Annotated in this window: 19 protein-coding genes and 2 pseudogenes; 6 read left to right on the forward strand and 15 right to left on the reverse strand. The window is 69.7% G+C overall.

Going from position 1 to position 24,860, the window contains the following annotated elements; all coding sequences use genetic code 11:
- Positions 1-175: 175 nt before the first annotated feature.
- Together ACWGH0_RS14475 and ACWGH0_RS14480 are read right to left on the reverse strand one after the other, a co-directional pair.
- Positions 176-1,006, reverse strand: a complete 831-nt coding sequence (locus tag ACWGH0_RS14475; RefSeq protein WP_453404489.1) for a pectate lyase — start codon at positions 1,004-1,006, stop codon at positions 176-178.
- A gap of 76 nt (positions 1,007-1,082) precedes the next feature.
- Positions 1,083-1,328, reverse strand: a complete 246-nt coding sequence (locus ACWGH0_RS14480; protein ID WP_453404490.1) for a hypothetical protein — start codon at positions 1,326-1,328, stop codon at positions 1,083-1,085.
- 2,487 nt (positions 1,329-3,815) lie between these two features.
- On the opposite strand from ACWGH0_RS14480, the pseudogene ACWGH0_RS14485 reads away from it, so the two are divergent.
- Positions 3,816-4,246, forward strand: a pseudogene (locus ACWGH0_RS14485) (DUF6892 domain-containing protein).
- 267 nt (positions 4,247-4,513) lie between these two features.
- Here ACWGH0_RS14485 and ACWGH0_RS14490 read toward each other — a convergent pair.
- Positions 4,514-4,717 (reverse strand): hypothetical protein, encoded by a 204-nt coding sequence (locus ACWGH0_RS14490; RefSeq protein WP_453404491.1) that lies wholly within the window; start codon positions 4,715-4,717, stop codon positions 4,514-4,516.
- 899 nt (positions 4,718-5,616) lie between these two features.
- Here ACWGH0_RS14490 and ACWGH0_RS14495 point away from each other — a divergent pair.
- Complete coding sequence (locus ACWGH0_RS14495) at positions 5,617-5,955, forward strand: helix-turn-helix domain-containing protein (protein ID WP_453404492.1); 339 nt, start codon at positions 5,617-5,619, stop codon at positions 5,953-5,955.
- Positions 5,956-7,042: 1,087 nt separating this feature from the next.
- Here the strand turns inward: ACWGH0_RS14495 and ACWGH0_RS14500 are convergent.
- The 3 genes from ACWGH0_RS14500 to ACWGH0_RS14510 all read right to left on the reverse strand — a co-directional run bounded on the left by ACWGH0_RS14500 (position 7,043) and on the right by ACWGH0_RS14510 (position 8,769).
- A complete protein-coding gene (locus ACWGH0_RS14500) occupies positions 7,043-7,225 on the reverse strand; it encodes a hypothetical protein (RefSeq protein ID WP_453404493.1) in 183 nt (60 codons plus the stop codon).
- A 480-nt stretch (positions 7,226-7,705) separates the two neighbouring features.
- Positions 7,706-7,906, reverse strand: a complete 201-nt coding sequence (locus ACWGH0_RS14505) for a hypothetical protein (RefSeq protein WP_453404494.1) — start codon at positions 7,904-7,906, stop codon at positions 7,706-7,708.
- Positions 7,907-8,295: 389 nt separating this feature from the next.
- The gene (locus ACWGH0_RS14510; RefSeq protein WP_453404495.1) at positions 8,296-8,769 is read right to left on the reverse strand and encodes a hypothetical protein; all 474 of its coding nucleotides are present in this window, start codon (positions 8,767-8,769) and stop codon (positions 8,296-8,298) included.
- 378 nt (positions 8,770-9,147) lie between these two features.
- Between ACWGH0_RS14510 and ACWGH0_RS14515 the strand changes: the two genes are divergently transcribed.
- On the forward strand, positions 9,148-9,546 hold the full coding sequence (locus ACWGH0_RS14515) for a hypothetical protein (RefSeq protein ID WP_453404496.1): 399 nt from the start codon (positions 9,148-9,150) through the stop codon (positions 9,544-9,546).
- Between the two features lie 917 nt (positions 9,547-10,463).
- Here ACWGH0_RS14515 and ACWGH0_RS14520 read toward each other — a convergent pair.
- The 8 genes from ACWGH0_RS14520 to ACWGH0_RS14555 form a co-directional block, all read right to left on the reverse strand.
- Positions 10,464-10,679: a Trm112 family protein gene (locus ACWGH0_RS14520; protein ID WP_453404497.1), complete on the reverse strand. Its 216-nt coding sequence runs from the start codon at positions 10,677-10,679 to the stop codon at positions 10,464-10,466.
- Positions 10,669-11,580, reverse strand: a complete 912-nt coding sequence (locus ACWGH0_RS14525) for a DMT family transporter (RefSeq protein ID WP_453404498.1) — start codon at positions 11,578-11,580, stop codon at positions 10,669-10,671. The genes ACWGH0_RS14520 and ACWGH0_RS14525 overlap by 11 nt, the downstream gene beginning before the upstream one ends.
- 3 nt (positions 11,581-11,583) lie before the next feature.
- The gene (locus ACWGH0_RS14530; RefSeq protein ID WP_453404545.1) at positions 11,584-12,345 is read right to left on the reverse strand and encodes a class I SAM-dependent methyltransferase; all 762 of its coding nucleotides are present in this window, start codon (positions 12,343-12,345) and stop codon (positions 11,584-11,586) included.
- Between the two features lie 26 nt (positions 12,346-12,371).
- On the reverse strand, positions 12,372-13,958 hold the full coding sequence (locus ACWGH0_RS14535; protein WP_453404499.1) for a condensation protein: 1,587 nt from the start codon (positions 13,956-13,958) through the stop codon (positions 12,372-12,374).
- 80 nt (positions 13,959-14,038) lie between these two features.
- Positions 14,039-18,385: an alpha-(1->3)-arabinofuranosyltransferase domain-containing protein gene (locus tag ACWGH0_RS14540; protein ID WP_453404500.1), complete on the reverse strand. Its 4,347-nt coding sequence runs from the start codon at positions 18,383-18,385 to the stop codon at positions 14,039-14,041.
- Between the two features lie 22 nt (positions 18,386-18,407).
- On the reverse strand, positions 18,408-19,085 hold the full coding sequence (locus ACWGH0_RS14545; RefSeq protein ID WP_453404501.1) for a class I SAM-dependent methyltransferase: 678 nt from the start codon (positions 19,083-19,085) through the stop codon (positions 18,408-18,410).
- A gap of 78 nt (positions 19,086-19,163) precedes the next feature.
- Positions 19,164-20,369 (reverse strand): glycosyltransferase family 4 protein, encoded by a 1,206-nt coding sequence (locus ACWGH0_RS14550; protein ID WP_453404502.1) that lies wholly within the window; start codon positions 20,367-20,369, stop codon positions 19,164-19,166.
- A gap of 306 nt (positions 20,370-20,675) precedes the next feature.
- The gene (locus tag ACWGH0_RS14555; RefSeq protein ID WP_453404503.1) at positions 20,676-21,629 is read right to left on the reverse strand and encodes a DUF3068 domain-containing protein; all 954 of its coding nucleotides are present in this window, start codon (positions 21,627-21,629) and stop codon (positions 20,676-20,678) included.
- A 239-nt stretch (positions 21,630-21,868) separates the two neighbouring features.
- On the opposite strand from ACWGH0_RS14555, the gene ACWGH0_RS14560 reads away from it, so the two are divergent.
- Positions 21,869-22,051 (forward strand): hypothetical protein, encoded by a 183-nt coding sequence (locus ACWGH0_RS14560; protein ID WP_452805873.1) that lies wholly within the window; start codon positions 21,869-21,871, stop codon positions 22,049-22,051.
- A 33-nt stretch (positions 22,052-22,084) separates the two neighbouring features.
- Positions 22,085-23,326 carry a PucR family transcriptional regulator gene (locus tag ACWGH0_RS14565; RefSeq protein ID WP_453404504.1) on the forward strand — a complete coding sequence of 414 codons (1,242 nt, stop codon included), beginning with the start codon at positions 22,085-22,087 and terminating at the stop codon, positions 23,324-23,326.
- 545 nt (positions 23,327-23,871) lie between these two features.
- On the opposite strand, the pseudogene ACWGH0_RS14570 reads toward ACWGH0_RS14565, so the two are convergent.
- Positions 23,872-23,982 (reverse strand): annotated as a pseudogene (locus tag ACWGH0_RS14570) (aromatic-ring hydroxylase C-terminal domain-containing protein); the annotation flags it as partial.
- A 545-nt stretch (positions 23,983-24,527) separates the two neighbouring features.
- Between ACWGH0_RS14570 and ACWGH0_RS14575 the strand changes: the two are divergent.
- Positions 24,528-24,677 (forward strand): hypothetical protein, encoded by a 150-nt coding sequence (locus tag ACWGH0_RS14575; protein ID WP_453404505.1) that lies wholly within the window; start codon positions 24,528-24,530, stop codon positions 24,675-24,677.
- The last annotated feature ends 183 nt before the right edge of the window (positions 24,678-24,860 follow it).

Raw genomic sequence — 24,860 nt, forward strand, 5'->3', positions numbered from 1 at the left:
CGGCGAACCGCCGGTGTATTTCGGCAGCATCCCCATGCGCGACGCAGACGACGTGCGGGCGGCCGCCGCGCGATGGGGCGCGACCGTCCGGGTGACGGTGACGTTCCAGGAGACGGCGGTGCGGCGCCGCCGTGCGGTGACGACGGCGCCGACGTACGTCAGTCAGTGGTACGACTCAGTTGTACGTGATGTCCGATGCCGAGAAGCGGCACGCGGTGCCGTCGGGGCCGCTGCCCAGCTGGGTGGGCTCCTTGCCGGTGTTGTTGCCCTTGAAGCGCACGCAGGTCTTGATCTTCTTCTTTGCGTCGCCGTGGATCCGGATCTTCGACAGCGTTGCGGTGTCGCCGTAATTCTGGTTGATGCCGACGATCGACTTCCCCGGCGCGGTCACGTCGATGTCACTCAGCACGATCGTGCGCTTATGCTGCGTCTTGCAGTTGCCGCACGAGCGGACCAGCTTGCCGAAGCCCTCGACCTGGAAGCCGGTCGCGGTGAGCTTGCCGGCCCCATTGAACTGGAGGACCTTGTCGTCGGCCTTCTTCGCCCCACCGCCGATGACGTTGTACGTCGCCGAAGCCGACTTGCCCTTGAAGGTGGCGGCATCCTCGCCGACGTCCAGCCACCATACGTTCTGCAGCGTGCAGCTGCCCTTGCAGTGGACGCCGTCGGCGGCGGGCGTGCCGATGATGACGTTCTTCAGGACGGCACCGTCGGCCAACTCGAAGAGGGGGGACTGACCCTCGTCCTGGCCGCTGCCGCCCAGGGCTCCGGTGCCGTAGAACTTCTTCATCCCGCCGTCGTACTCACCGGAGACCGGGATGGTTTTCGGCACCGGCTTGCTGCCGGTGTCCGCGGGCCAGGACGCGGCGGCCCCGGCAGGGGACAGCATCGTCGTGGTGGCGATCACCGCACCGGTCAGCCCGAGGGCGGCGGCTCCGCTGATCACCGCCCGGCGCGTGGTGACCCGGCGACGGTGGCGGACGCGCTGTTCAGTTCGTGCAGTCATGCCCATTCCTTGTGTGGGGAAGATCTTGCGCCTTCTGGTCGCCACGGGGGAGGAAAAGGTTGCCGCGTTTTCGCAATCAGTCGTCGTGCGGGGCGAAGTCGCCCGACACGGCGAGCTGTTCGCTCCGCGTTCGGGCGGTGGCCGCGTAGCGGTCGTCCCGGGCGTCCCGGCCGCCGCTGGTGTGGTAGTACTGCCCGGCGAACATCCACAGGCCGGCTTGGACCGTACGCCCGTGCTTGAGCACCCAGGTGTGGACGATGTAGCCGTCCTTCTCGGCGATCGTCAGGGTGAAGTCGTCCTCGGGGGAGTGACCGCCAGGCACCGGTGGAGGTGACTCCGCCGGTCTGGGCGATCCACAACTCGACGGTCAGCGTGTCCAGTTCCTCGCGCGTCTTGAGCGTGACGTTGCTCTGCGCCCAGAAGTCTTTGCTGTGCGGGTCCACAGAGCCGTCCGACCAACACTGGCCCGTCCTGCTCACCGGCGGCGGGCGCGCCGGCATCGGACGTACGTGACGGTGAGGCGCTCGGCTCGCGGGACTTGAGGGAGGTGCTCGGCGTGGGGTCTGCGGGCGCCGGATCCGCAGGCGTCGGGTCCACCGGCGAGGGCACGGGCGCGTCGCGTCCGTCGACGGGATGGGCGTGGAGGTGCTGGAGAACGCCGAGGACGTGGCCTCACTGACCCGACTTCGTGCAATGGCGAGGCGCCGGGCCCGAGTGGTGGGACCCCACCCCCTGCAGGGCGTCGCGGTGGTCAGCGCGGGAGCGCTCCTGCGAAGGTCAGGGTGAGTGCGGCCATGACCGTCAGTGTCGCGAGGCTGGTCATGCGATAACTTGCCGCCGACTGGGGTGCTTCGGGCGGTGGTTCGAACAGGGTGCGGCAATCCCTGCACAGCTCTGTGTCGTGTTCTGCCCGGTCGAGCCAGTAGGCGCCGAGGCGGGCGGCCGGGTGTAGGGGTCATCCGACCCGTCGAGAATATTCACGCTCCGTTAACGCTGATGACACCTGCGCGGGCACGTCGCGTAGCTGGCCGTCATCCGATCGTCACGTCACATATTCCGCTGGTCATTGCGCTCGCAGGGCGCCGCTCCCCCCGAGCCTGGGGATGCCCGGCTCCCGATTGTCGAGGCGAGGGACACGTTTTCCAGAGCGGGCGTGGCTAGTGGGCCGCGTCTGGGTGGCGGCATACGTGCGCGCAGATCGGTGCCCGGACTCTTGCCTTGCCGAGGTACGCCCTACGCGGGTAATGCCGGGAGGTGGCCCACTGCTGCTGAGGCCGTCCATCACTGAGACGTTGGCGGCACCCGAATGATCTGGGGGGGTAGACGCGTCGTGGCGCCTTGGCGGGATGCCGAGGCGAGGGTATGAAGAGCGTGGCCGGCCTGGGCGCGCGAAGACTAGGCCGGCCACCGCGGCTCGACTGCCCTCGCGGGCCCGCAGTCTGTCCAGCCCCTCCCGATGGGGGCTGTAGGCCTCTGCGTACCTGCCAGGGACCGGTTTACTGCGCGGTAGGCTGGCATTGGCTAGGAGCTGGTGCCGTGCGGGCCGGCGCCAACGGGCGTGGCAGGCAAGTGCTTCTGTGATGGGTGTATCAGTCGCTGTCTTGGGCGAGCGGGCTTTGCCCGGTGATGTAACGGGCCGCCTGGGGACGCAGGGCAGCGACGGCAGCCGCGGTATCCGTTGCCAGTTGGGCCGCCACCGCGTCCGCAGTCTCCTCGAGCGGTGCATCCGCTGTCAGAGGTTCGCTGTTGTGGTCACCCGGTCTCATAAACGCCTCCTTGCCCCAAGGCGGGTTCCCATGCCTGTTGACGCGGTCACATCTAGGGAGTGCGTCGTCAGGGTGACACCAGTGCAGGCGCAGGGGGGCAGGATGCCGACGCCGTCTCGGGGGCAGTGCCCGCCGGATGCAGGATCACTCTGAACGGCACGGCATCACGCGCGTGTGCGGCTGGCTGCTCCGCTTGGCGCCTGCCGCGCTGCGCGGGGGACCGGTAGGCGGTGTCCTGGGAGAGAAGGATTGTCCATCCTGGGAGAGCTATGCACGAGATGTGCCCCGGCTCTGATGAGCCAGGGACAGAAGTGGTGTGGCACGGGCGGATGAAACAAGGCGCCGAGGCCTTGTGCGGTCAACGGCTCGAGGATGCATTCGAAACCGCACGGGCGGAAAGCTCTCGTCACTGCCTGCGGTGCATGGGCGCGTTCAACCGACTGCTGGGCCAGCGCAGCTCCGCGCGGCAGGGGCCCTGAGGCCAGGCGCGGTTCTCAGGGCCCCTCCAGAAGGCGCGTATGGGATGGGGGACTCATTCGCGCTTCGCCCGTACAACGGCGTCTGCGCTTACCGGGTAACGGGTGCGGATGTTCTTCCGGTCGTTATAGCCCTCCGGGGTGGGCAGACGACCGGTCCTGCTCGCCATCGGCGAACTCACGGCGCTGGCCGAGATGGCCGACTCGAGCAGTAGAGGACGCGACGCCAGGCGGTAGCGCGGGCTTGCGCTGAGAACAATCAGTGGGTGCCGCTAGTGGAAGCGCACGACCGGCGGCCCAAGCCCCATTGACGGCCACTGCGGCTACAAGCCAGGCACCACGGGTGGTACTAACCTTGCAGTCGTCTTGTTGTAAGGGCTGACGGTTGGTGATCGTCGCGGCATGCCGGAGGTACGAGGTATCTCGAGTCGATTTTGAGCTGCGCCGCCTCCACGTCCGCCACGGCATACGCTTTCGCAGGTTGACCGACACTGCGGCCTGGGCGGGGCCGGGCCCGGCCGGGGCTGGGCTCCGGCCCGTGTCGTACCTCCGTGGTGCTCATCTCCCATAAGCCAGTTCCGCGACTTCAACCTCAAGCTGCTCGTCATCGAGGGGCTCATGTACGGCTCCGAGCCGTTCCTTCCGGTCTGCGACCTGCCCGCGCGCCTGGCCGAGCGGGGGATCGACGACCCCGCGCCCCACGTCCGGGAGAACGGCCTGCACGCGGAGGTGCTGCCGGAGTCCCGGGCCCACTTCGAGGCCCTGGAGATCCCGGCCTGCTCGCCCGAGTCGAGGAGCTGTGCTTCGACGCCGGGGCGGACGTCTGCCGGCACTGCGCCCCCGCCTGGGACGGCGAGGACGACCTGTTCGACGTCCGCTCGCTCGACCACCTCGCCCTGCTGCCCAACCTACGGGAGGTCACCTTCGTGGAGGACGGCGTCCTGGCCGTGCCGGACGCGGCGGAGGTCTTCACCGCGCGGGGCATCGACACCGACTGAGTACCGGCCCCGTTCGTCGCCCGCCGCCCCGGCCGGAGAAGGTCGCGCACCGCCGTCACACGGACGCCTCCTGCGCCTACGGCTACTCCGGCGCCCCTTGATGGGAAGGCGGCCGGCGGCTCTTAGGTGGCTGCGGCGCCGGGCTACCTGCCGACTGGCCGGGAGGGCCTGACTCCCGCATCTCTGAAAGTGAGAACGATCATGGTCGGCTAACCCGCCGGCCGCAGGCTCCGCCGCGGCCTCCCCGCCCCCGCAGGGGCAGCCGGGTCATCTGACCGAGTCCTCGAAGTAGAAGTGATCGTCCCCGGCGTCCAAGTAGTGCGCGAACGACTTCGACGGCTCGGCGACGACAGTTGAGGACTCCTTGACATGCAGGGCATCGGGCAGCTTCGGGGTGTCGACTACCAGGGCGAGGTGCTCTCCGGTGTAGTCCGCGTGCTCGTACAGCGTCACCGTCCACCCGTCAGGCACGCGGACGGAGGAGATGCAGTCGTTCATGGCCGGGGCGAGCCGCGCTGGACGCAGGGCCGGCTTCCGTGCACACGTGCGCAGGCTAAGTACCTCTGCCTCTCACGAGCAGAAATCTGTGCTCGTCGGAGTAGACATTGGGTGGTGGTGTGGTTATGGTTTCTCTCGTAACGCAGAGAGACCGCAGGGCCTGGCAGAGACGAACGCCGGGCAAGCAGTATCCGCAGCACGCAGTACCCGTAAGTGCAGTGCGCAGGGCGGTGCGGTGGTGGAGTGTCGAAGCCAGTGGTTGCAGGACGGCGACGGGACTGACGACCGGACCGGGTGGCCCGCGGTGATCAGGGGCCGCCGTGAGCAGTACCGCAGTTGACGCGGTGGCAGTACCCGCAAGTGCAGTTCGCAGTACCGATTCGCAGTACCCAGCAGTGAAGTCAGTGAGCAGCACCTCGGTGAAGGCGTCGGCTGCGGGCGCGCGCACCGGGAGGTTCGGCAGTGGGGTTCTAAGCCAGAGTAGACGCAGGATGGGCGACGGGGCTGGCTGCCGAAAGGGTGGCGCTGACTCAGGCCGCTGAGCAGTTCGCATCACCAGCAGTACGCAGTAGAGCAGTACAGCAGTACCCGTTTGGTAAGTAGTTGATCCCAGAGGGAAGAGCGGAGGAACGAGGCGCCATCAGGATCGCCCGGGCTGAAGTCTTTGAGTCCGGGTACCGCAGGACATCCGATAGTGAGGTGGTCTCCGGTCAAGCAACCGCGATCCCCGCACCCCCGACAGCAACTCAGTTGGGCACGCGGAAACAGAAGGCCGGCGCAGTACCAGGGCCGGCAGATGGTGTAGCAGTTCCTTCGGGGCCCTGGTGCCATTGGCACCAGGGCCCCTCCAGCATGCCCCACAGGAAGGTGCGATGACCGCAGACGACTCCTACAGCCGTCTCGACGACGACGACTACCCCGCCTACACCACGGGCCGGGCCGCCGACATGATCGGCACCACCCCAGGCTTCCTCCGAGCCCTCGGAGACGCCCGCCTCATCACCCCGCTGCGCTCAGAGGGTGGTCACCGCCGCTACTCCCGCTACCAGCTCCGTGTCGCCGCCCGGGCCCGGGAGCTCGTCGATCAGGGCATCCCCATCGACGCCGCGTGCCGCATCATCGTCCTCGAGGACCAGCTCGAAGAAGCCCAGCGCATCAACGCCGAACACCGCCGCACCGTCGGATCGGCGAACTCGAGGGCCGCGGCCTGAGTCGGCCGAGGCCTACGGCTCCTCAGAGTTCGTGGCTGCCATCCACACATGCTGCCCGGGACGCAAAGCGTTCCGGGCAACTTCGCTACCTTGAACAGGCCGACGGCCGGGACCTCACCGTTGCCGCCTGGTGTTAGCCGCCGACGTGGATGCCGGCAGGAACACCCCGCCCAAGGACCAGCAGCGACACGACCCGTCATCCCGCGCGTCTGCAGCTTCGGGCGCAGGACGGCATGAAGCAAAGTGCCGCAAGGACCGACGGCGCGCAGATCGGCTTGGTGGTGGAAGTGCTCTGTACGGGTTGCCCGGTGCGCGTCACGCATCCGCTGCGCCAGCACCGTAGTGGCCCGCCGCCCCTCACTGATCGCCGCCCTGCGGCTGCTCGGTCAGCCGCAGGGCATCCAGCCGGCTGCAGCCCCGCACCCTGGTTCTGCTTGTCCGAGGAAGCCACACCTCCATCGTGCTCCCAGTGAGCCCGGCCGGACAGGGCGCGAGAAGGCACGCTGCCGCCCGTAAAGGGGGCCCTGAGGGGTGGCAGGGCCCCACACTGCGGGTCCGTGGGGGACGGATATCACTTACGCGTCGACGGGACCCCGCCCCCCGGGGCGTCACGGTAATGTCCCTCGCCTGCACCCGGGCCATTGCCACCGGCGTCGAGGTCGGCCTCGATGCTCTCCAGTCGGGCCAGGAGGTGCTCGAGAAGGGCGGCGGAGTGTCGCAGGGCGACGCGCCGCTCGCCGTCGTGCAGGGTCGCGTCGGTTCCCCAGAGGGGGTGCCCGTCGGTCGGCGTGAACGTCCAGGCTCCCATCCGAACCCTGCAATTGGGCTTCCGCGCGCCGAGCGGGTGGAGCCCTGGAGTGACCAACGGACTTAACTTCGTCATATTCCGTTCAACGGAACGCCTGTTGGGCGGGATGCGCGGCAAACGGGTGGCCGCGTTGTCGCATGTGAAGTAATTCGGCCTAGTGGTTAATCGGTTCTGCACCGCTTGGGGTGCACGAGCCCGCGCCCCGGCCCTGAGTGTTCGCAGTTCCGCACAGCGGTGCTCGAGGAACCTCGCTAGGGAGGCGGTCGTCTCGGCTTTCGGCTACCGGGGGAGGGAGGCGTGGACGGTCTTGCCGCCGTCGTCGCAGAGGGTCTGCTCGGCGAGGGTGTTGATGAGGCGACCGCCCAGGCCGCCGCGGCCGTTGAGGGCGGCGGGCCGTGGGGTGGGCCCTTCGTACCGTCCGACACTGGAGCCTTGGCGACTTCCCGAGCCTCCCGTGCTCATGCTGGCCCGGGCGCCAGTTGTGAACGCGGGTTGAGGTCATGGTTGGGGCGGTGGTGGTCGCGGCGCGCCGTGTGGCGCGGCTGTTACGTGATCAGAGTGTTTCGGCGCGCTGGTCACAGCGGTGTGGGGGAACGGTCTCGTCCCGTAGCGTCCGGTGGCCCGCGGCGTTTGGTGCGGCATGAATCACTCACGCGATGAGTACCGCATCGGACGTAACGCGGCAGGGTTGTTCGGCGCCTTTCGGCGCGACGCTTCTCAGGAGGATCACGAGGAGTGCCGGTGGTGCGCAAAGCTGTGCGAAGCCGAAGCCGACCAAGCCCGCTCATCAAGACCCGGCATGAACAGGAACGCCAAGCCGCAGGACTGACCTGCTGGCCGCATGACGGGCTCGCGACTGAGCGCAGCCGCTCCGGGCGGCGGGGCTTGGCGGGGCGGCTGCGTCAGAGCTTTCGGCTGTTGCTGACTGGAGTGGGTGCGTTGTCAGGGCAGGGGGAGGCCGGCCAGTGCTGTGGCGAAGCTCAGGACGGCAGCGAGGGTGGCCAGGGTGAGGAGCAGGAGGCGCACGAATCGCAGTGCCCGCGTCAGCCTGGCTGCTCCGGTCGTTGCCTTCTCGGGTGCTTGGACCTGCCTGGGCCAGTGGGTGAAGGGCTCGAGGGGATCCACTTCGTCATGTCGCGTCATGGTCCGACAACGTGCTCGCAGCGGCGGGGGACGGCGACACATAGGGACTGTCACAGCACCGGTACGAGCGGCGTGCCGGTGGGCCGCCGTGTCGGGCGTTCAAAGGGATTCTCCGTCTGCAGGGGGAGCGGGGGAGGCGTCTGGGCAGTAGCTGGCGTGCTCTGGCCATTGGTCGGCGCCGGTTTCGGGTTCGTAAAAGCGCAGTTCGCCGCACAGGGTGCACCGCTGGGCTTGGGTGCTTGACGGCAGGCAGTGGAACTCGCGGGCGTCGCCGGACAGTGCGTAGGGCTCGATCATGGGCTGCTGGGTTCCCCCGCAGGCGAGAACGAAGTTCGTGTGACCGCATCCCTTTCGGGTGATCGCGTTCGCTGGATGCTGACACCAGATGCTCACCGCCCCCGCTCGCTCGCGCTGGCACGGGTGCCGGTCAGGTCGCGGGTTGTTGCGTCGTGCATGAGGTGTTCGAGGGTGGCCAGATCGTTGAGGGCGCCGGTGCCGTCCGGCAGGACGAGCCAGCGCAGACGTCCGCGCGTGGGCCGCGGCCACGGGGTGGCGATCCAGGCGCCTGTGCCGGCGCAGCGGATTCCGGAGGCGAACCAGCCGGTAGTGGCGCCCGGCGGCACGAAGAACCCGGTGAGCCTGGCGCAGGTGTCGAACAGGACCGGCCCGGGCCGCAGTCGGCATGCCCCTATGGCGCGCAGGAGGGTGAAGCCGAGGCGCTCGGGTGTGATCACGACGTCCCAACGTCGGCCGGCCGGAAGCAGGGCGACGTCCGGCTGGTGGCGCCGCCACTGCCTGGCGCAGGCGACCGGATCCCATGCCGCGTCGGCCAGCCACTCCATCGCACCCGTCGTGTTGCCCATACAGACCACCCCTGCATTCCGGGCCGGTGGAACGAACAGCCGTGCTCCGACCGGCAGCCATCACTGCTCGTGACATGCTGTCACCATTTGTTACCGAAAGCGCAAGGGGTCGTTCACGAAAGCCCACCAGAAGAGGCGGTGCCGGCTCATGCCGCCAGGCCACCCGCTCAGGCCCTCGTGCGCAATCTGGCGCCAGATGGGCATGCATCCGGGTTTCGGGGGCAACCCCTGGTCAGGGCGGGCTTCTGCGGTTGTTCCTCCGTCACTGCAGGAGCCGCCCGTCCTCTTTCTTCGCGCGTTTGTGCGGCGTGGGTTCGGGTGTGCGAAGAAACGTGCAGAACGATTGTTACGAAGGTCCGGCCCGGTGGGTGGGGTGGTGTGCCCCGCCTGTTCGCCGCCACCTACTACCACTCATCAACCGCCGTCGAGGCTTTGTGGACCTCCATGCACCTGACGCGGCAGGACATCACGAACCTGGCCGGCCAAGCCCTCGAAGAGCGGATCCGCACCTTCGGCACAGATCACGACCCGACCATCGGCAGCATCACCCTCGACTGGACGGTGGTCACCGTGGACTGCCCCTGGCTGCCCGACCCCGTGCGCCTCTCGGGCTCGCGCGCCTGCGCACTCAACGGACCACCGATCAGCGACGGGGCCGCCCCCGTCCCGGACGGCAGCTTCCCCGCGTTCGTCGAACAAGTCGTCTTCGCCCGCAACATCGTCATCGAACGCGAAGCCAGTCCCGAATCCGCTCATCCCCTCTCACGGCGTCTGTAACCGGCAGCCAGGCCCCACTCAAGACCAGCCTCGGCCCATTCGAACCACCGCCCCACCCGGAACTCCGTACGAAAGCTACGGCCGACCCTCCACCGCACGCCGACATCAGCCAGGGTGCCGACGCCGTCACCGTTGCCAACCTCGCCACGGGTCCCGCCCATTCGGCCCCAGCAGAGCAAATCTGGCCCACCCAACCCGGACGCCGGCGCGTGGACGACGCTGCGCCTGGCTCATGAGGTGCACGTTCATTTGAGGGAGAGCTTCTCCTTTCCCCGCTGCGCCGAACGGGGCCCGCACGCGGTGAGCTTCCGGAGGGATGAGAGGCCGCTGGGGTCGTCCGACAACACCTATCGGCAGTTCACCTACTTCAAAGCGATCCCCGAGGTGGCCTGCAGTTCTTCGGTGCAGGCGGTCCGCACCGCGATCAGCTGCCCCCCGCGAACGAGGTGGCAGCCATCGCCACCGGACCGTGGCGGGCGATGGCTTTCTGGCCTGCCGCCTGTGCCCTGCCAGCGACCGGTCGACTCTCGTGTGGTGCTGCTTCATGGTCAGTGGGCGTGTTGGGTGACGACGTATCGGATCTTGGTGGGTTCTTCTCCCATGACTCAGCGGTGTCAGTGCTGGAGTAGCCGAGCAGGTGGTGCAAGACGAGGACGTCGTAGTGCACGTCTCGGCGTCGCGTCTTCGCGGCCGAGCCCAGATGGGGCTCGCGCTGAGTGATCTGCGCGAGATCGACGGGACCCGGCAGTCTGCTGGTCAGCACCACCGCGTCTATCCGCCGCTGCAGAGTGCGGCCGCCGCCTTCCGTCGGAGCGGGGGAGATCGTAGGCGGCCCAACGGCCATGACGGAGCCCGGGAGCGCTTCGGGGCCCATGACGGTCAAAAGTGCGGGTGGGTACGGACGCTCACTTCTGCGTTCAGGCGGAGTCGGGCAGCCCGGTCGGCAGTGCGTCGTGTTCCTGTTCGACGACGGGCTCGCCGGAGGAAGGGAGCAGTTGGGGAATGCCATCGATGATCGGATAGCGGCGGTGCAGGCGCGGATTGTAGAGAGCGCCCCCGGTCTCGTCGAGGGTCAGCGGGCCCTTGTCGAGCGGGCAGGCGAGGATTTTCAGCAGCGGGTTGTCAGGCTTCATGGCGGTATTCCTTCGGATGTGGGGTGGCCGCGTCGTGTCGCGGCAGGGTGAGCAGGACCATAAGGGCCAACGCGGTGCCGCCGATGCGCAGTAACAGCCGTAGCGGGTCTTGGGGCAGCGGCTCGCTGAACGCGATCGTGCCGCTGACGATGGTGAACACGCAGGTAACCGTCGAGCACACCGGGACGATGAGTGACGCCCGGCAGCGCTGCAGGGCGGTCTGCGAGAGCACCAGTCCGCTGCTCCCTGTCAAAAGCAGAAGGTACGGGTAGGGGGAGGCGAGCAGGGCCGGTACGGAGTCTTGGAGGTCCGAGGTGCCCAGGTGCCCGGAGATGCCCTTGATGGCGAGCGAGCTGACCCCGTACAGCAGGCCGACCGCCACGGCGTAGGCCACTCCGGTGGTCGGCTGCCGGTGGCGTCGGCGAGCTCGCCGTTCCGCGGCCGCGTACAGGAGCAGTCCGGCTGTGATGGTCGGCAGGCACAGTGCCAGCAGGATGCCCGCGGGCGCGCTGTGGCTGATCTCCTCGCTGCTCCCGTACAGCGAGGACACGACCATGACCAGTGCCAGCCCGATGACGGCCACCGCGCGCCGCTCACGGCCGGAGGGTCGCTCACCGAGCACCACCGACGCGAGCACCAGTAGAAGGACCAGCCCGGACAGGAACAGGCCCTGGGCGGCGGCGATCGGCAGCGTGCGGTAGACGGCCAGTTGGGCGGCGAACCCGAGGGCGAGCACCATGGCGCCGCAAATCCACAAGGGCCTGCCTGCAAGCAGGAGCAGGGCCCGGCCCGGATGTGCGGCACTCAGCGGCGGCATGCCGGCCAGGGCCCGCTTCTCCAGGACGAAGCCGGTGCTGTACAGAACGTTCGCCACCAATGCGGCGGCCACTCCCCACACCACGGGCTACACCTTCCTCGCGTGCACAAGGAGGATGGAGGCGAGGGACGGCAGCCGGCAGGCCAAGCGGTCCAGCGGGCGGAGTGGGCGCGGCACGCCGTGGAACGGCGCACCGGCGACCGTCACCACCTCGAACCCGCACGCCGCCACGAACTCGCGCAGCGCGCGTGCCGTGTACAGGCGCAGATGGCCGACCACCTCGCTGCCCGGCCTGCCGTGGATGTGGCGCAGACTCACTTCGGAGAACACCGGCTGGACTCCGGCGAGCAGCAGCCCGCGGTTGTACCAGGCGGCGAGGTTCGGCGTGGAGAGCATCAGATGTCCTCCGGGGCGCAGCACCCGGTGCAGTTCGTCGAGTGCGCTGTCGGGGTCGACGAGGTGCTCGACCACCTCGCTGAAGAGCACGGCGTCGGTGCTGCCGGAGGCGAACGGCAGCCCACCGCCGGTCAACTCGCCGCGGACGACATGGCTCAGGCGTGGTGCCGCCCGGCGCAGCGCGCCCAGCGACCAGTCGACTCCCACGATGCGGTGCCCGTTCAGTTCGCGGGCGGCGGTCGCGGCCGCCGTACCGTCGCCGCAGCCCACGTCGAGCACGGTCGCGGCGGGGTGGCCGGGTCCTGCGGGTCCGAGCGCATCGGCGAGCATCCGGGCCTGGCGCAGACTACGGGCTTCGCCGGAGGCGACGGGGACGGCGGGGTCCTCGTAGAAGTCCCGCAGTCCGGGAACGGGCCGGGCCGGCGAAGGTATGACCGCCTCCTCCGACTTCATGGCGGCGGAGCAGTGGGGTGAGCGGGTCATGACGGCCTCGCATGGTTCTGCCGGGCGGAGCGGTCTCCACTTGGTGTCGGTTCGGGACGCGGCGCGTCGCGGTCGTGCGGCCCGCCGGGTCGGCGGGCCTTCCTCCGAACTCCGGGCGGCTCCGCGTGCACAGTGGTGGTGTCCGGAGTGGTGACGTCCGTCCCTGGTATGTCCGCCCACGGTACGTCCGACTCCGGTACGTCGGTTTCCGGTCCCGAATCCCCAGCGTTCGATCCGTGCCGGGTGACCTGTGACGTTGCCGAAAGCACCTGCTCGAACAGGCTGGTCAAGTACGCGCCGGATGCGTCACCGAGCAGCGCGCGCGACCAGCGCAGGGTCACGTGCAGTCGCCCGCCGGTGGAAGCCGCGGCCACGCTCAGCCCGCGCGGCATCCGCGCAGGTGCGGAGAACCACACGGCCTTCGCCCGGCCGGCGTCACCGAAGTCCAGCGCGTACGGAACGCGTCCGATGTTGGTCACCAGCACCGTCGATGTCCAGGGTGCCGCCGCCCGCCGCGCGCCACGGGTGAGGGTGCCCCGGAGCCTGACCGGCAGGAGCGGCGCTGTCAACAGGCTCGTCCCGGGCCCCAGCGGTGCGCCGTGGGCCGACTTGAGCGCGCGGGTGCGCCGAGCGGTGGTGTGCAGCAACCGGGTCAGGGCCGCCGGGTCCGGCCGCTCACCGAGCAGCAGGTCAGAGTCGCGCGGGTCCTGGGAGGTCATGGGCACCTCGACGAGCCGGGTTCCGTTCCCCATGGGCATCTCTCTGCCGCGCGGGCGGTCGTCGACGGGCATGGTGATCCGCACCGGACCGGCGGGACGGCCCTGCGAAGTGTTCCAGCGGCTCACCATCAGTGTTGCGGCGACCAGCAGTTGGTCGTTGACGGTCCACGGTGCGAGCCCGTCCGTTCCACCCGCACGCGGCGGAACAGGAAGTTCCACCTGGAGCATGCCATTGCCGACGGCGCTGGCCCGTGCCGGCTCGGGGCGGGAGTCCGGGGCGATGCGTACGGGCCGCGCGCACATCACACGGCCCGTGCCGCCGGTCGCGGCCGGCCCGGAGGGGCCCGGCCGAACCGGGCCGGGGACGGGGAGAGCGGCCGAGCCGCCGTACTGTTCCGCGGTCGTGGCGAGCAGCCGCAGCCCGGACCCTGCGTCGAGGGCCGTGTGATGCATCGTCAGCAGCAGCACGGTCCGGGTCACCCCCGGCAAGCCCGTGCCTGGCAAGCCCGCCTCCGGCAGCTCACCGGCGGCCTTGCCCCCGTCGACCTCGATGACTTCCAGGCGCATCGGCGGCGACAGGGCCAGTGACGGGCATTCCGTCAGGGCCCGCGCGCGGGCGCGGCCCAACGCGTCGGGTCCCGGCCGCGCGAAACGTACCGGGTCGTGGTCCGGTTCGCCGGTCAGCTCCCACACGAAGGACTGCCGGTGCCGGCGTCCGGGCACTTCCCGCATCAGCACCCGGGGGTGCATCAGCAGCGCCCGCCGGAACGCGGTCCGCAACCGTGCCGGGTCCAGCCGGCCGGGCAGATGGACCTCGATGTGTACGGTCTCCGGCTCGTCGTCACTGACGCAGTGCCGCGACACCTCATCGGTGGCCGGAAAGGGAATCCGGACCCCGCCGGGAGAGGTTGAGGCCCCCCTCCCGGCGGCGCTCCACGACGAGGTCATGACGGGCCACCGCGTCCTGGATCCCTGGGGAGCGGCTCGGTCCGGTCCCCGGGGCTTGTGCTTCCCCGCCGGGCCGTGACCACCGGTCCGGCTACGGCCGCGCCGCCGTAACTGTCGCTTTCCGATGTGCCGCCGTAACCATCGCCTTCCGGTGCGTTGCCGTAGCCGTCGCCTTCCGGCGCGGCGCCGCCGCCCTCACTTCCCCGACCGGTCGCCGTGGACGCCGGGCTCACCGCCGTCACCAAGGCGGCGGACAGGGCCACCAGCGCCAGCACCTGGGCGAAGGCGCTGAAAGCGCCTTGTCCGTCGGCGGCCGGCTCCCCGGCGCCAATGGCCGCGACGATGCCCGCTGCGCCCATCGCCACCCCGGCGGTCGGCACCAGGACGGCCGGCCGGAACCGGGCCGCCACGGCGAGTACGGGCACCACCAGGGCCAGCGGACCCGCCGCCACCGCGACGACGGCGGTCAGCGCCAGCGTCCCGAGCAGCATCCCGGGTGCCGCCGGTTCGGGCAGCTCCTCGTCGGCTGCGCCGGCGTTGCGCCTGCGGCCCACGAAGGCCAGTGCGGCCAGCGCGACGAGCGCGATCACACCGCCGATCAGTGCGGCCCGGTACGGCCCGGAGGGCTCGAACTCCAGGTCCACGGTGCCGGACGCCCCGGCCGGGACCACCCAGGCCTGCTGCCAGCCGTCGAGCCGCACCGACTCCAGCTCCCTACCGTCCAGGGTGGCCTTCCAGCCGTCGTTGGCGTTCTCGTAGGTGTGCAGGTACGTGGCCTCGCCGGAGCCGGCCGACACCGACACGCTCCGCCTGTCGTCGGTCCACCGGGTGACGGTGGCCTCGCGTTCCGCCCCCGCGATCTTCTGCGGGGTGCCCTGGGTCAGCGTGACGTCGGTGATCGCCAGCGGACCCGCGTCACCCGCCTCCACCTCCTGCTTTCCGGCCGGAAGCTTCAGGGTGCCGTCCTTTTCGTCTCCTGCGCAGAGTGCGACGGTGACGGGACGCCGCTCGGTGAGGTCCCGTACCGCTCCGGATGCCTTCGTCTTGTGCAGGACACCGCCGACAGCAAGGTCCGGGCCCTCACCGCACGGCAGCGAGAAGCGCGCGGACGGCTTCGGAGGAGCCACCCGCAGGTCGGCCAGCGCGGGTACGTGGACCTCACTGAGCCCGACCGGCAGCTGCAACTGCGCGTCCGCCACCGGATTGTGGACGGTGAGCGGGGCGACCCTGCTGACGGTGATGTCGAGCCGGTTCGTCTCGATCTCCGGGAAGCGCACCCGCCCGTTCTCGTCCACATCAGCTGTCGCGGCGCCGTGCGGCGAGCTGATCAGCACCTGCTCGGGCCGGGTGGACACCCCGCCCGCCGGCGCCAGGACGATCTCGTCGACCTTCTCCTTCTTGGGCCAGCTCAGGTGGACGACCGGTCGGTCGCCCGCGATCCAGGCGGTCGTCAGATCACCGTCGACCAGGTTGCGGGCGCTGAGCGACGTGCCGTTGCGGCTGGTGGAGTCCGCGGAGGCCGTCAGCCGGTTCTTCGATCCCGGGGCCGAACGGTTCAGCAGTTCGTCCAACGGGCCGCCGGGCACGGCGACGGCTCGCGCCGACACCTTGTACTCGCCCGCTTCCTGGGTGCTGAACTGCCGGTGCAGTCCCACCTCGGCCGATACGGGCGACAGGCCGCCCGCGTCGGTGCCGCGGTGCAGGGAGTACACGGTCGCCGCCGCGTCGGTGCGCTTCGCGTCGGCGGGCAGCGCCAGCATGCGCGTCACCTGCACGTCCGGGATCGACACCTCGGAGAAGCCGGCCCCGGTCAGGCCCGGCCGCGCCTGCTGCGCGGCAAGGACGGTGATCTTCATCCAGGAGGCCTCGCCGGCGGGCGCCTTGACGGCCTGTGGGAGACCGTGCGTCTGGAGCGGGCTTTCGGCCGAACCGCGGTCGGTCTCGATCCGCACCCGCGTGGGCGCGGCGCGCATGCTGTCGCCCGGCAGGGGCGTCAGCTGGATGGAGGCCGGGATGTCGGTCGGCCCGGAGAAGTCCACCTTGAGCCACTGACCGGCCGGCTTGCCCGGGCTGCCCTCGGCCCACGCGGTGTCCGGGTTGCCGTCGAAGGCGTTCACCGGGTCGTACTGCGGCAGGTGGAACAGCCAGTTGCCGCTGCTGGAGGCCGTCACGGACGTCGCGCCGCGCAGGTGGGCCGTCGTCTGGTGACCCGTGCCCTCCGACGGCAGGATCTGCCGGGGCTTCTCGCCCGGGTTCTGGAGGCTGCCGGAGTGATTGCGCTCGTCCGGGGTGTACGTGTACGAGGTGTTGTTGTTGACCAGTCCGAACCGGGTGTCGGCTCGGCGCAGCCCGTCCGCGACGGCCTTCACCGGTGCGGTGACGCCCTTGGGAAGACTGTCCCCGGCCAGCACGGCCGGCCGGTCGGCCATCGAGGGATCGGCCGACAGCTGGAGCAGCGCCTCGGGTCCGCCACTGACCACGGCCGTGTCGGCCGCGGCAGACACACCGACCCGGTCGGGACGCCTGTCGCGGTCCTGGGGCTGGTAGATCTCCACGGACTGGAGCCGCGGGTACAGTCCCTGCACCTGGAGCGGGGTGTCGGCGGCGATGCGCCCGCCGGTCACGAGCGGGCCGAACCCGGCGACCTTTCTGTAGCCGGAGGATTCCAGGGTCCGTTTCACCGTCTGCGGCGGGACATAACCGATCTGGTCGGGGTCGAGGTCGTTACGCACCACCACTTCGTGCATGCCGGCCCGTGCCAGGTACGCCTGAAGGCCCGGGACCTCGGTGCCGGTCAGCAGCGCCTGCTCGACGGCGTCCGTCGCGCGGCGTGAGCCGGGTGCGCCGAAGGGCACGAAGTCGCGCTGTCCCCAGGGTGTTTCGGCCAGCACGTCAAACGGTTGGTCGATGGGGGAGCCCCAGGTGTAGATGCCGTGCGCCGTCGCGGGTACGACCATGGCCCGGCTGTTCGGGGCGTTGTCCTTGAGCCAGCCGGCAGCCTTCTCCCAGTGGGTGGGCAGCTTGGTGAAGGCGCCCGGCTGGAGGATCGAGCCGTTGAGGTAGGGCAGGGCCAGGCCGGGCAGTACCAGCACCGCGACCGCCGCGGGCGCCCAGCGGCGGACGGGAAGTGCGCGAGGACTTGTGTTCATCGAGAGCACAGCCGTCAGGTGGGCCAGTCCGAGGGCGAGCGCGAGGGCCAGCCCCGGCTGGAACTTGTAGATGTTGCGGAAGGGCTTCAGCGCACCGTTCAACCAGTCCTGCACGACACCGTGGAACGGACCGCCGAAGGCGCCGCCGTACCCGGCCAGCGTGATCAGGACGACGGCAAGCACGGTCAGCAGCAGCCAGCGGCGCTCCGGCAGGTCCCGGCGGGCCAGGCCCGCCAGCCCCAGGGCCGCGGCGAACGCCGAACCGAGCACAGCGATGACGGAGGCCGCGACGGTCCAGCCGGCGGGCAGCCACGCCTCACCGAAGTGCAGGTACGCCACCCAGTTGCCGGCGCCGCGCAGCAACTCGGTCGCGGACATGGTGGCGGTGGTGGTGTCGGCCTGCTCGACGTACGGCATGAAGTTCTCGCCGTGGACGGCGAACAGGAGCAGCGGCACCACCCACCACACGGTGGCCAGCACGACGCCCGGTATCCACCAGCCCAGCAGGGCGCGCCGACGCCGGCCGGCCGGGCGGCTGAGCAGGTACAGACCCACGGGCAGCAGCGAGGCCAGCGTCGAGGCGGCGTTCACACCCCCCATGAAGGGGATCAGCATGGCCGAACGCGCGGCGGCCGTTCGCGGGCTCAGCGCCGCGGAGGTCAGCGGCAGCAGCACCCAGGGCAGCACGGCACCGGGCAGCGCGGCGGCAGAAGTCGAGCCGATGACGATGGTGAAGGTGGGCCACAGCGCGTACACCACCGCACCGAGCAACCGAGTCGCGGGCGTGCCCACGCGCAGCCGTTCGGCGAGTCTGAGCGCACCCCAGAAGGCGGCTGTCACGATGATCGACAGCCACAGACGCTCGGCCAGCCACACCGGCACCTGGAGCAGGTCCGTGAGCGCGTAGTAGGGGAGCGCGGGGAAGGCGTAGCCGATGTACTGGTTGGCTATGCCGCCGAGGCCCATGTTGCCGTTCCACAGCGAACCGAGGTCGCCGAGGAAGCGCCAGGGGTCGAGGGCGACACCGAGCTTGGTCTCGAACGTCATCTTCCCCGGTGACACCGCGAGGAAGCACACCAGCACGACGGCCCAGAAGCCGAACAGCAGGCGTCGTCCCCGCGGCGCCCGGGACGCCTCGGACGGCGTCGGGCCGGGCTGCGGCGCCCGGGTGGGCGCCTGGACCGTTGTGGTCATGACCGTTCCTCGCTTCGCTTGCTCATGGGCTTCGCCTGAGAATCAGCAGCAGATTCCAGGTGGCGATCTCGCGGAGTCCCGGCACCCGGGTGATCGTGCTCGCGAGGAATGGCCAGTAACGGGACCGCGCTGTGACGACCTGCACGTCGTCACGGCCGCGGACATGCCGCAGGGTGGGACCGATGTGGACGGGAAACAGGTTTTCGCCGAGGGTGTGCTTGGCCTCGCGGCCGGTGCGCCGTTCGTAGCGATCGCGGGCCCGGCCGGCCCCGAGGTAGTGCCACGGCGCTGTCTCGTGACCTCCCCAGGGGGAGAGCCAGTTGGTGAACGACAGGTAGATCAGTCCGCCGGGGCGGGTGACCCGCACCATCTCGCTGATGAAGGTCTGCGGGTCCGCCACGTGCTCCAGCACATTGGACGAGAAGCACACGTCCGCCGCGCCGTCCGCGAGCGGCAGCAGGTATCCGTCGGCGAGCACCGCGTCCTCGCACACCGTGCCGCGGGCGCTCAGCTCCCGCGGGTCGGGTTCGAAGAGGTAGCTCCGCGCGCCGCGGCGGCGGAACTCCTCGGTGAAGTGGCCGCTGCCGCCGCCGATGTCGACGACGATCTTGCCGGGCAGGTCGATGTGACGTGCCACCTGCGCGACCGAGTCACGGGCCAGCAGGGTGTAGCACCGCTCGGGGTCGCTCTGCTCACGCATGAACGCTTGGAAGAGGGTGGCCGATCGCCGCAGCGACGGATCCTTGTACGCGCTTGTCGTGACCTCAGGAATGGCCGCTCACCTCCTGCGTCCCGGGGCGGAGGCGAGGGCCGCGGCCTCGGCGGCGACAGCCTGGAACTGGCGGACCGTGGATCTCCAGCGGAAGCGCTTGGCACGACGCGCGGCGGCACGTCCCATGGCTGCGCGCCGGTGGGCACTGAGGGACAGCGCGCACCACGCGGCGGCGAACGAACTCTCGCCCCGTGCCAGTACTCCGGTCTCCCCGTCCTCGATGGAGTCGCACAGGCCCGGTATGTCGAAACCGACGGCGGGAGTGGCCCGGGCGGCGGCCTCGGTGACGACCAGCCCCCAGCCCTCGACGAGGGAGGGGTGCAAGAGTAGCCACGCCTCGCACATCAGCCGGTGCTTCTCGGCCTCCGACACCCGGCCGGCGAACGTCACACCGGGACCGGCCATGGTTTCCAGTCGCTCGCGTTCGGGGCCGTCACCGACGATGACGAGCCGACCGCCGGTGACCGGGCGGACCCGCTCCCACAGCCGTAGGAGCAGGTCGATGCGCTTGTACTCGACCAGCCGGCCGACGGCCAGGAACAGCGGTTCCTTCGCTTCGGGCAGGAGCGGGCCGGGATCCTCGACGCCGTTGTTGACGATCCGGATGCGGTCCGCGGCCACGCCGATGCCGCGCAGCTCGGAGGCGGTCGACTCGGAGACGGCCACCATCAGGTTGTCGCGGTGAGTGCCCGCCAGCGCCCAGTGCTCCAGCCTGCGGCCGAGCCGGGCCGCCGGGCCCGGATAGCGCATCTGCCAAAGGTCGGTGTGCACATGGTTGACCAGGCACAACGTCGGTCCGCGGTGCCACAGCGGCGCCAGGTACGGCATGCCGTTGCACACCTCGACCAGCAGGTCGCACTCGCCGACCTCACGGGCGAAGGTCTTCCTGGCGCGCAGGAAGTGTCCCGCGTCGCCGCCTGCGGAGATCACTCGGTAGTCGCGTTCTGCGGCCGGGCCGCCACACACGAGCGTGACCTCGTGGCCGCCGGCGGTCAGACCGCCGGCTATCCGGTCGATGAGCAGTTCCGAGCCGCCGGCGGCCTGGTTGCCCAGGTCGCGTCGGGCGAGGAAGGTGATCCGGCGCGGCAGTGGTTCCGCGACGGATGCGATGTGGGGATCGAAGGCGGGCGAGTCGGTGACTCGGCCGCCGGGGCGCGCTTGAGCGGGGGAGTCCTCCTGGCCGGAGGCCAGGGCGGACGCGTGCTGGGGCATAGAGGTGCTCCGACTCGGCGGCTGCGGGGAGAGGCGGGGTGAGGGATTGCCGGGCTTCCGGGGGTGAAGCGCTGGGCTGGTGCGGAGTGCGGGTACTGCCGTATTGCCGTTATTGCGGCGACGGTGCCGACCGGGTGCGCTCGACGGGTGAGCGAGCACCGGATCGGTGGCGACTCCTGGGAGTGGGAGTCGCCTCAAACCGGAACAAGCTGTTTCTACTGCGGGGTAACCCAAGTGTTGGTACGAGTGATTCGTTCCACTACGCACGCAGGTGACAAGTTTGGTCTCATCGGCGGACCGTTCTTATCACTTACCTGAGTGTTCCGTCCGACGGCGGCCACGGATCAGCATCACGACGCCGACGGCCGCAAAGAGGCCGCCCGCAATCCCGCCCACCACCGGCACGGTCTCGCCGAGCAGCTTCAGCCGACTTCCGTCGTCGGAGGCCAGCGCCACCTGCTCGCGCCGGGTCGCCTCGGTGAACTTGAGCCGCTTACTGGACAGCAGTGTGACCGCGTCCTTCTTCGACCCAGGGGCCCGCAGCGTCTTGGTCGGCGCGATCACCGCGTTCATGATCCGGCCCGTGCGCTGGTCCACCGTCAGCTCGATCCCCGCGTTGGAGTACCACTCCTCGGCGAGCACCTGGCCCTGACGGCGGCCCACCAGCACGCCGGGCACCTGACGGGTGCCGGTGGCAGTGGGCGCGACGGTGCCGGCGAAGAGGTAGCCCCGGTGGCCGCGGACCGTGGTGGTGCCCTTGAACTTCAGCGGTACGGCGGCACCCAGGGTGCTGTCCCACCAGGTGTAACCGCGCTTCTCGACGTCGAACGGGAACTTCAGGTAGGCCTCGCCCTCGAACCTGGGCTTCTCCTCGCAACAGCGCACCGGCAGGTTCGTCCGGCGGTCGGTGACCCAGCGCTCCGTGGTCCACTGCAACGATCTCCGCGGGTCAGCCAGCGGCAGCGTCTTCGGGGTGTCGATCTGTGTCGACACGTCCCAGATCGCGTTTCCGCTGCGCTCGCTGCCGGCGACGTCGCCCAGCACCCGGCGGGTGATCGTTATGGTCTGACCCTCGACCGTGGACCCGGATCCGGTGTCGAAATAGCTGCCCTTACCGCTGAAGACCGTCGTGGAGTTCACATCGGTCGGTGTGCGCTTGGCGCGCGGCTCCACGTACCAGACGAGCAGCTGGGTGAATACCAGCAGGAAGACTCCAAGACCCAGCAGAATCAGGGACAAACGCGACGTTGAATGGCGCATACGGGTACTCCAATGCGGGCGGAATGTGCGGGGCATTCGTGGACTGTGCGGGAAGGGGTCGCACGCACGGTTTCCAGCCTGTCCGGGCCGAGGAGTGGCGTACCCGGGAGTAACAGCGCTGTGACCGGCGAAATTAGGCGGCCCTTGACCACCTGTCAATGCGACTCGCATACTGACCGCGCCGGACCGGGCCGGCGCGCTGGGTGACAACCTCATCGACAGAGAGGCCGATCATCCTCATGCCCAGACTGCTCGCCGTCTTCCTGACCTGCGCTGCCTCCGCCGTCCTGGCCACAGGCGCCGCCTTCGGAATCGTCGCCGCTCTCGACGCCACACCCGAGCAGCAGAATGTGCCGCTCGTCACCTTCCCCAACCCGCCCGCCGACGGGACGTCCAGCACGCCGAGCCCGAGCGCGGGCTAGGTTGTAAGGATCCAGGCCGGCTGATCGAGCGGCATGCGGCGGACATCCAGGAGTCGTGCTGTGGAAGCGTCGTCAGCGTGGCACGACGTGCCACGAGAACGGATTCAGCGTTTCGCCGACCGCGCCCTGGAACAGGTCCCGGAGCTCGCACGGGACATCCTCGCCGCGATCCGACGGGAGTATCCGGGGCTGGCCTTCATCACCGACGAGTCCGGAGAGCCGAAGGCCCTGATCGCCATCCGGCACGCGCTGGAGCTCTTCGTGGAGCAGATGACCACGGGGTCGGACCGGCCGCGCGCCCTTCCCGAAATGTTCCAGGACTTCGGGCGCGGCGAAGTCACGCAGGGGCGCACCCTGGACTCCCTGCAGGGAATTTACCGGCTGGGGGTGCGCCTTTCCTGGCGGCGTATGGCGGAGATCGGCCAGCAGGTCGACATCCCGCCCGCGGCCATGTACGAACTCGCCGAGTCCGCGTTCGAGTACCTCGACGTCATGGTGGCCCAGTCGGTACGCGGCTACGCCGAGGCCGTCGCCCGCCAGGCCGGAGAGCGGCTGCGCCTGCAACGACAACTCGTCGAGCTCCTGCTCACCGAGCACCGCACGGATCCGTCCACCCGCCTCGCCGACCGCGCGGCCGGTATCGGCTGGAAACTGCCCGAAAGGGTGGCAGTGGCTGTGCTGCTGCGCCCCGCCCAGGAGGCCGTCGCCCCCGCCGTGGGCGACGAGGTGCTGCTCGACATGGAAGGCGAGCAGCCGCGCATGGTGGTGCCGGACCCGGACGCGCCCGGGCGCGCGGAGCTGCTGCACCGGGCGACGGCCAGTTGGTCCGGCGCGATCGGCCCGTCGGTTCCCCTGGCGCAGGCCGCCACGTCGCTGCGCTGGGCCGAGGCCGCCGTCAGGATGATCGAGCAGGGCCTGCTGCCGCAAGGGCGGCTCCTGCACTGCGGCGATCACGTCGAAGCCCTGGTGCTGCTGCCCTCGGGCGAGTTGATCGACGATCTGGCGCGGCGGCGGCTGGCCCATCTGAGCGAGACCGGCGGCCCCGCGCACGCCCACCGTCTCGCCGAAACCCTGCTGGCCTGGTTGGAGACGCGAGGTGGCGCACCGGAAGTGGCCGACCGGCTCGGAGTCCACCCGCAGACCGTGCGCTACCGGCTGAGACAGCTGCGTGAGCTGTGGGGCGAGGACCTGGACGACCCGGACCGCCGCTTCGAAATGGAAATGGTACTCCGCGCCCGGCGGCTGCGCGGTGACCTCGTCCCCCCGCCTGACTGACCGGGCTGCCCTGACGGGAAGTTGGGACCGGCCCGCCGAAGAACTCCGCGTTGCGGCCCTACCCGGGCGGTCAGGTCGGAAGCGGATGAGCGGGCCCAGGGTGCGCCACACGCACTTCGCACACGGGGGTCATGGATTCTGATTTGCGGGAGCCGGGAGCCGGGAGCCGGGAGCCGGGAGCCGGGAGCCGGGAGCCGGGACCCGAGCGCCGGGACCCGAGCGCCCGGAAGATGGGCGGACTGACGAACCCGGGAGCGTAGTAGTCGCCGTGTCAATCGCCGTCACGTCGGTGTGCCAGCATTCGGCCCGAGTGCAGGCGGATTGCCGCCCGTTGACGAAGATGCAGCCGCACGAGGTTCCGGGCGACTGGCCGCGGCCGCAGTAGTGTGATGACACTGTTGGGAGAGACAAGGACCTGGACGGCTTGGTCCAGGGCTCCGGCTGGGACTCCGCGAGATTGCCGCATCTACTGTGCAGGTGCCTACGGGCGGACAGAAGTTGCGGCACCGCCCTGGGCACGCAGCGGCGCCTACTCACCGCAGGCGTCAGGGCCGGCGCAGTAGCGCCGTCACTATGTCGCAGAGCAGTGTTTCCGGGTCGGGTTCGGCGGCCGGTGTCCGCCATGCGACAAAGCCGTCGGGGCGGACGAGCAGCGCGCCTTGGGTAGTTGGGCCATGCGTCGAGCGTTGCGCTCAATCCTGGCAACTCATCAGTTCTGGATTGGCGCAGCCCATTTGGGAGGCTGGGACGCAGGTTACGGTCAAGGAAGGAGCGGCAGACCTCCCGAGGTGTGTCGCCTTCTGTTGCACGTGCCCGCTTGCGACGCGGCCCGGGGTAATCACCTGGGGTGACTGAGCGAGCCGTCGTATCGCCCGTACCTACGGGTGTATTCGCATGGGGCTGGGTGCGCCGGGGCGGCTACCGGTTGTCGGGTGAGCGCCGGGTGCGCCGTGACATGGGCTGGGTGAGCGGGGTTAGTCGTACATGTATGACCAGGCATCCGCTCAGTGCGACGCAGGCAAAGACCGGAGTCCGCGATGTGACCGAGGTCGAACGGGCCTTTGAGTGTTTGGAGGCTGAGGCTGCGGGGCCGGATCAGCAGACGCAGTATGCCCGGGGTGCCCTGGCTGGGTACCTCTGGGCGCTGGGGCGTGGGGAGCCCGGGCCCATCACCGCGCAGTCAACGGACGGAGCGCCAGCGATGGAGGTACTGATTGCGGAGGCGGACGCGACCACCGTGCAGATGGCAGACTCCACCCAGCGCACCGTGCCCCGCGACTACATCCACGGTGTCCACGACGCTCTGGCCTGGGTATGCGGCCACACCGACGACAAACCCCTGGTGCCTTGACCACACCGGCGGCGTTGTAGAGCCCGCCCCCCACCACCGTGCATGGCAACCCGCGTCCACGTGTCATGGCAGAAGCAGGAGGTGACGAGCGACGGGTCGCCTGCCGTAGAGATTGGTTCACCCGCTTACAGATATGACTGGCGACGCTGTCCGATCACGGACAACCTGAGCGGCACGCTCGCC

It is taken from the genome of Streptomyces sp. NPDC054887 (assembly GCF_053610585.1).

Coding starts and splice junctions, on each gene's coding strand:
- ACWGH0_RS14475 (WP_453404489.1), bottom strand. CDS start 1,006: ATGACTGCACGAACTGAACAGCGCGTCCGCCACCGTCGCCGGGTCACC.
- ACWGH0_RS14495 (WP_453404492.1), top strand. CDS start 5,617: ATGACCGCAGACGACTCCTACAGCCGTCTCGACGACGACGACTACCCC.
- ACWGH0_RS14500 (WP_453404493.1), bottom strand. CDS start 7,225: ATGAGCACGGGAGGCTCGGGAAGTCGCCAAGGCTCCAGTGTCGGACGG.
- ACWGH0_RS14505 (WP_453404494.1), bottom strand. CDS start 7,906: ATGACGCGACATGACGAAGTGGATCCCCTCGAGCCCTTCACCCACTGG.
- ACWGH0_RS14510 (WP_453404495.1), bottom strand. CDS start 8,769: ATGGGCAACACGACGGGTGCGATGGAGTGGCTGGCCGACGCGGCATGG.
- ACWGH0_RS14520 (WP_453404497.1), bottom strand. CDS start 10,679: ATGAAGCCTGACAACCCGCTGCTGAAAATCCTCGCCTGCCCGCTCGAC.
- ACWGH0_RS14530 (WP_453404545.1), bottom strand. CDS start 12,345: ATGAAGTCGGAGGAGGCGGTCATACCTTCGCCGGCCCGGCCCGTTCCC.
- ACWGH0_RS14540 (WP_453404500.1), bottom strand. CDS start 18,385: ATGACCACAACGGTCCAGGCGCCCACCCGGGCGCCGCAGCCCGGCCCG.
- ACWGH0_RS14545 (WP_453404501.1), bottom strand. CDS start 19,085: ATGCGTGAGCAGAGCGACCCCGAGCGGTGCTACACCCTGCTGGCCCGT.
- ACWGH0_RS14550 (WP_453404502.1), bottom strand. CDS start 20,369: ATGCCCCAGCACGCGTCCGCCCTGGCCTCCGGCCAGGAGGACTCCCCC.
- ACWGH0_RS14555 (WP_453404503.1), bottom strand. CDS start 21,629: ATGCGCCATTCAACGTCGCGTTTGTCCCTGATTCTGCTGGGTCTTGGA.
- ACWGH0_RS14560 (WP_452805873.1), top strand. CDS start 21,869: ATGCCCAGACTGCTCGCCGTCTTCCTGACCTGCGCTGCCTCCGCCGTC.
- ACWGH0_RS14565 (WP_453404504.1), top strand. CDS start 22,085: ATGCGGCGGACATCCAGGAGTCGTGCTGTGGAAGCGTCGTCAGCGTGG.
- ACWGH0_RS14575 (WP_453404505.1), top strand. CDS start 24,528: ATGGAGGTACTGATTGCGGAGGCGGACGCGACCACCGTGCAGATGGCA.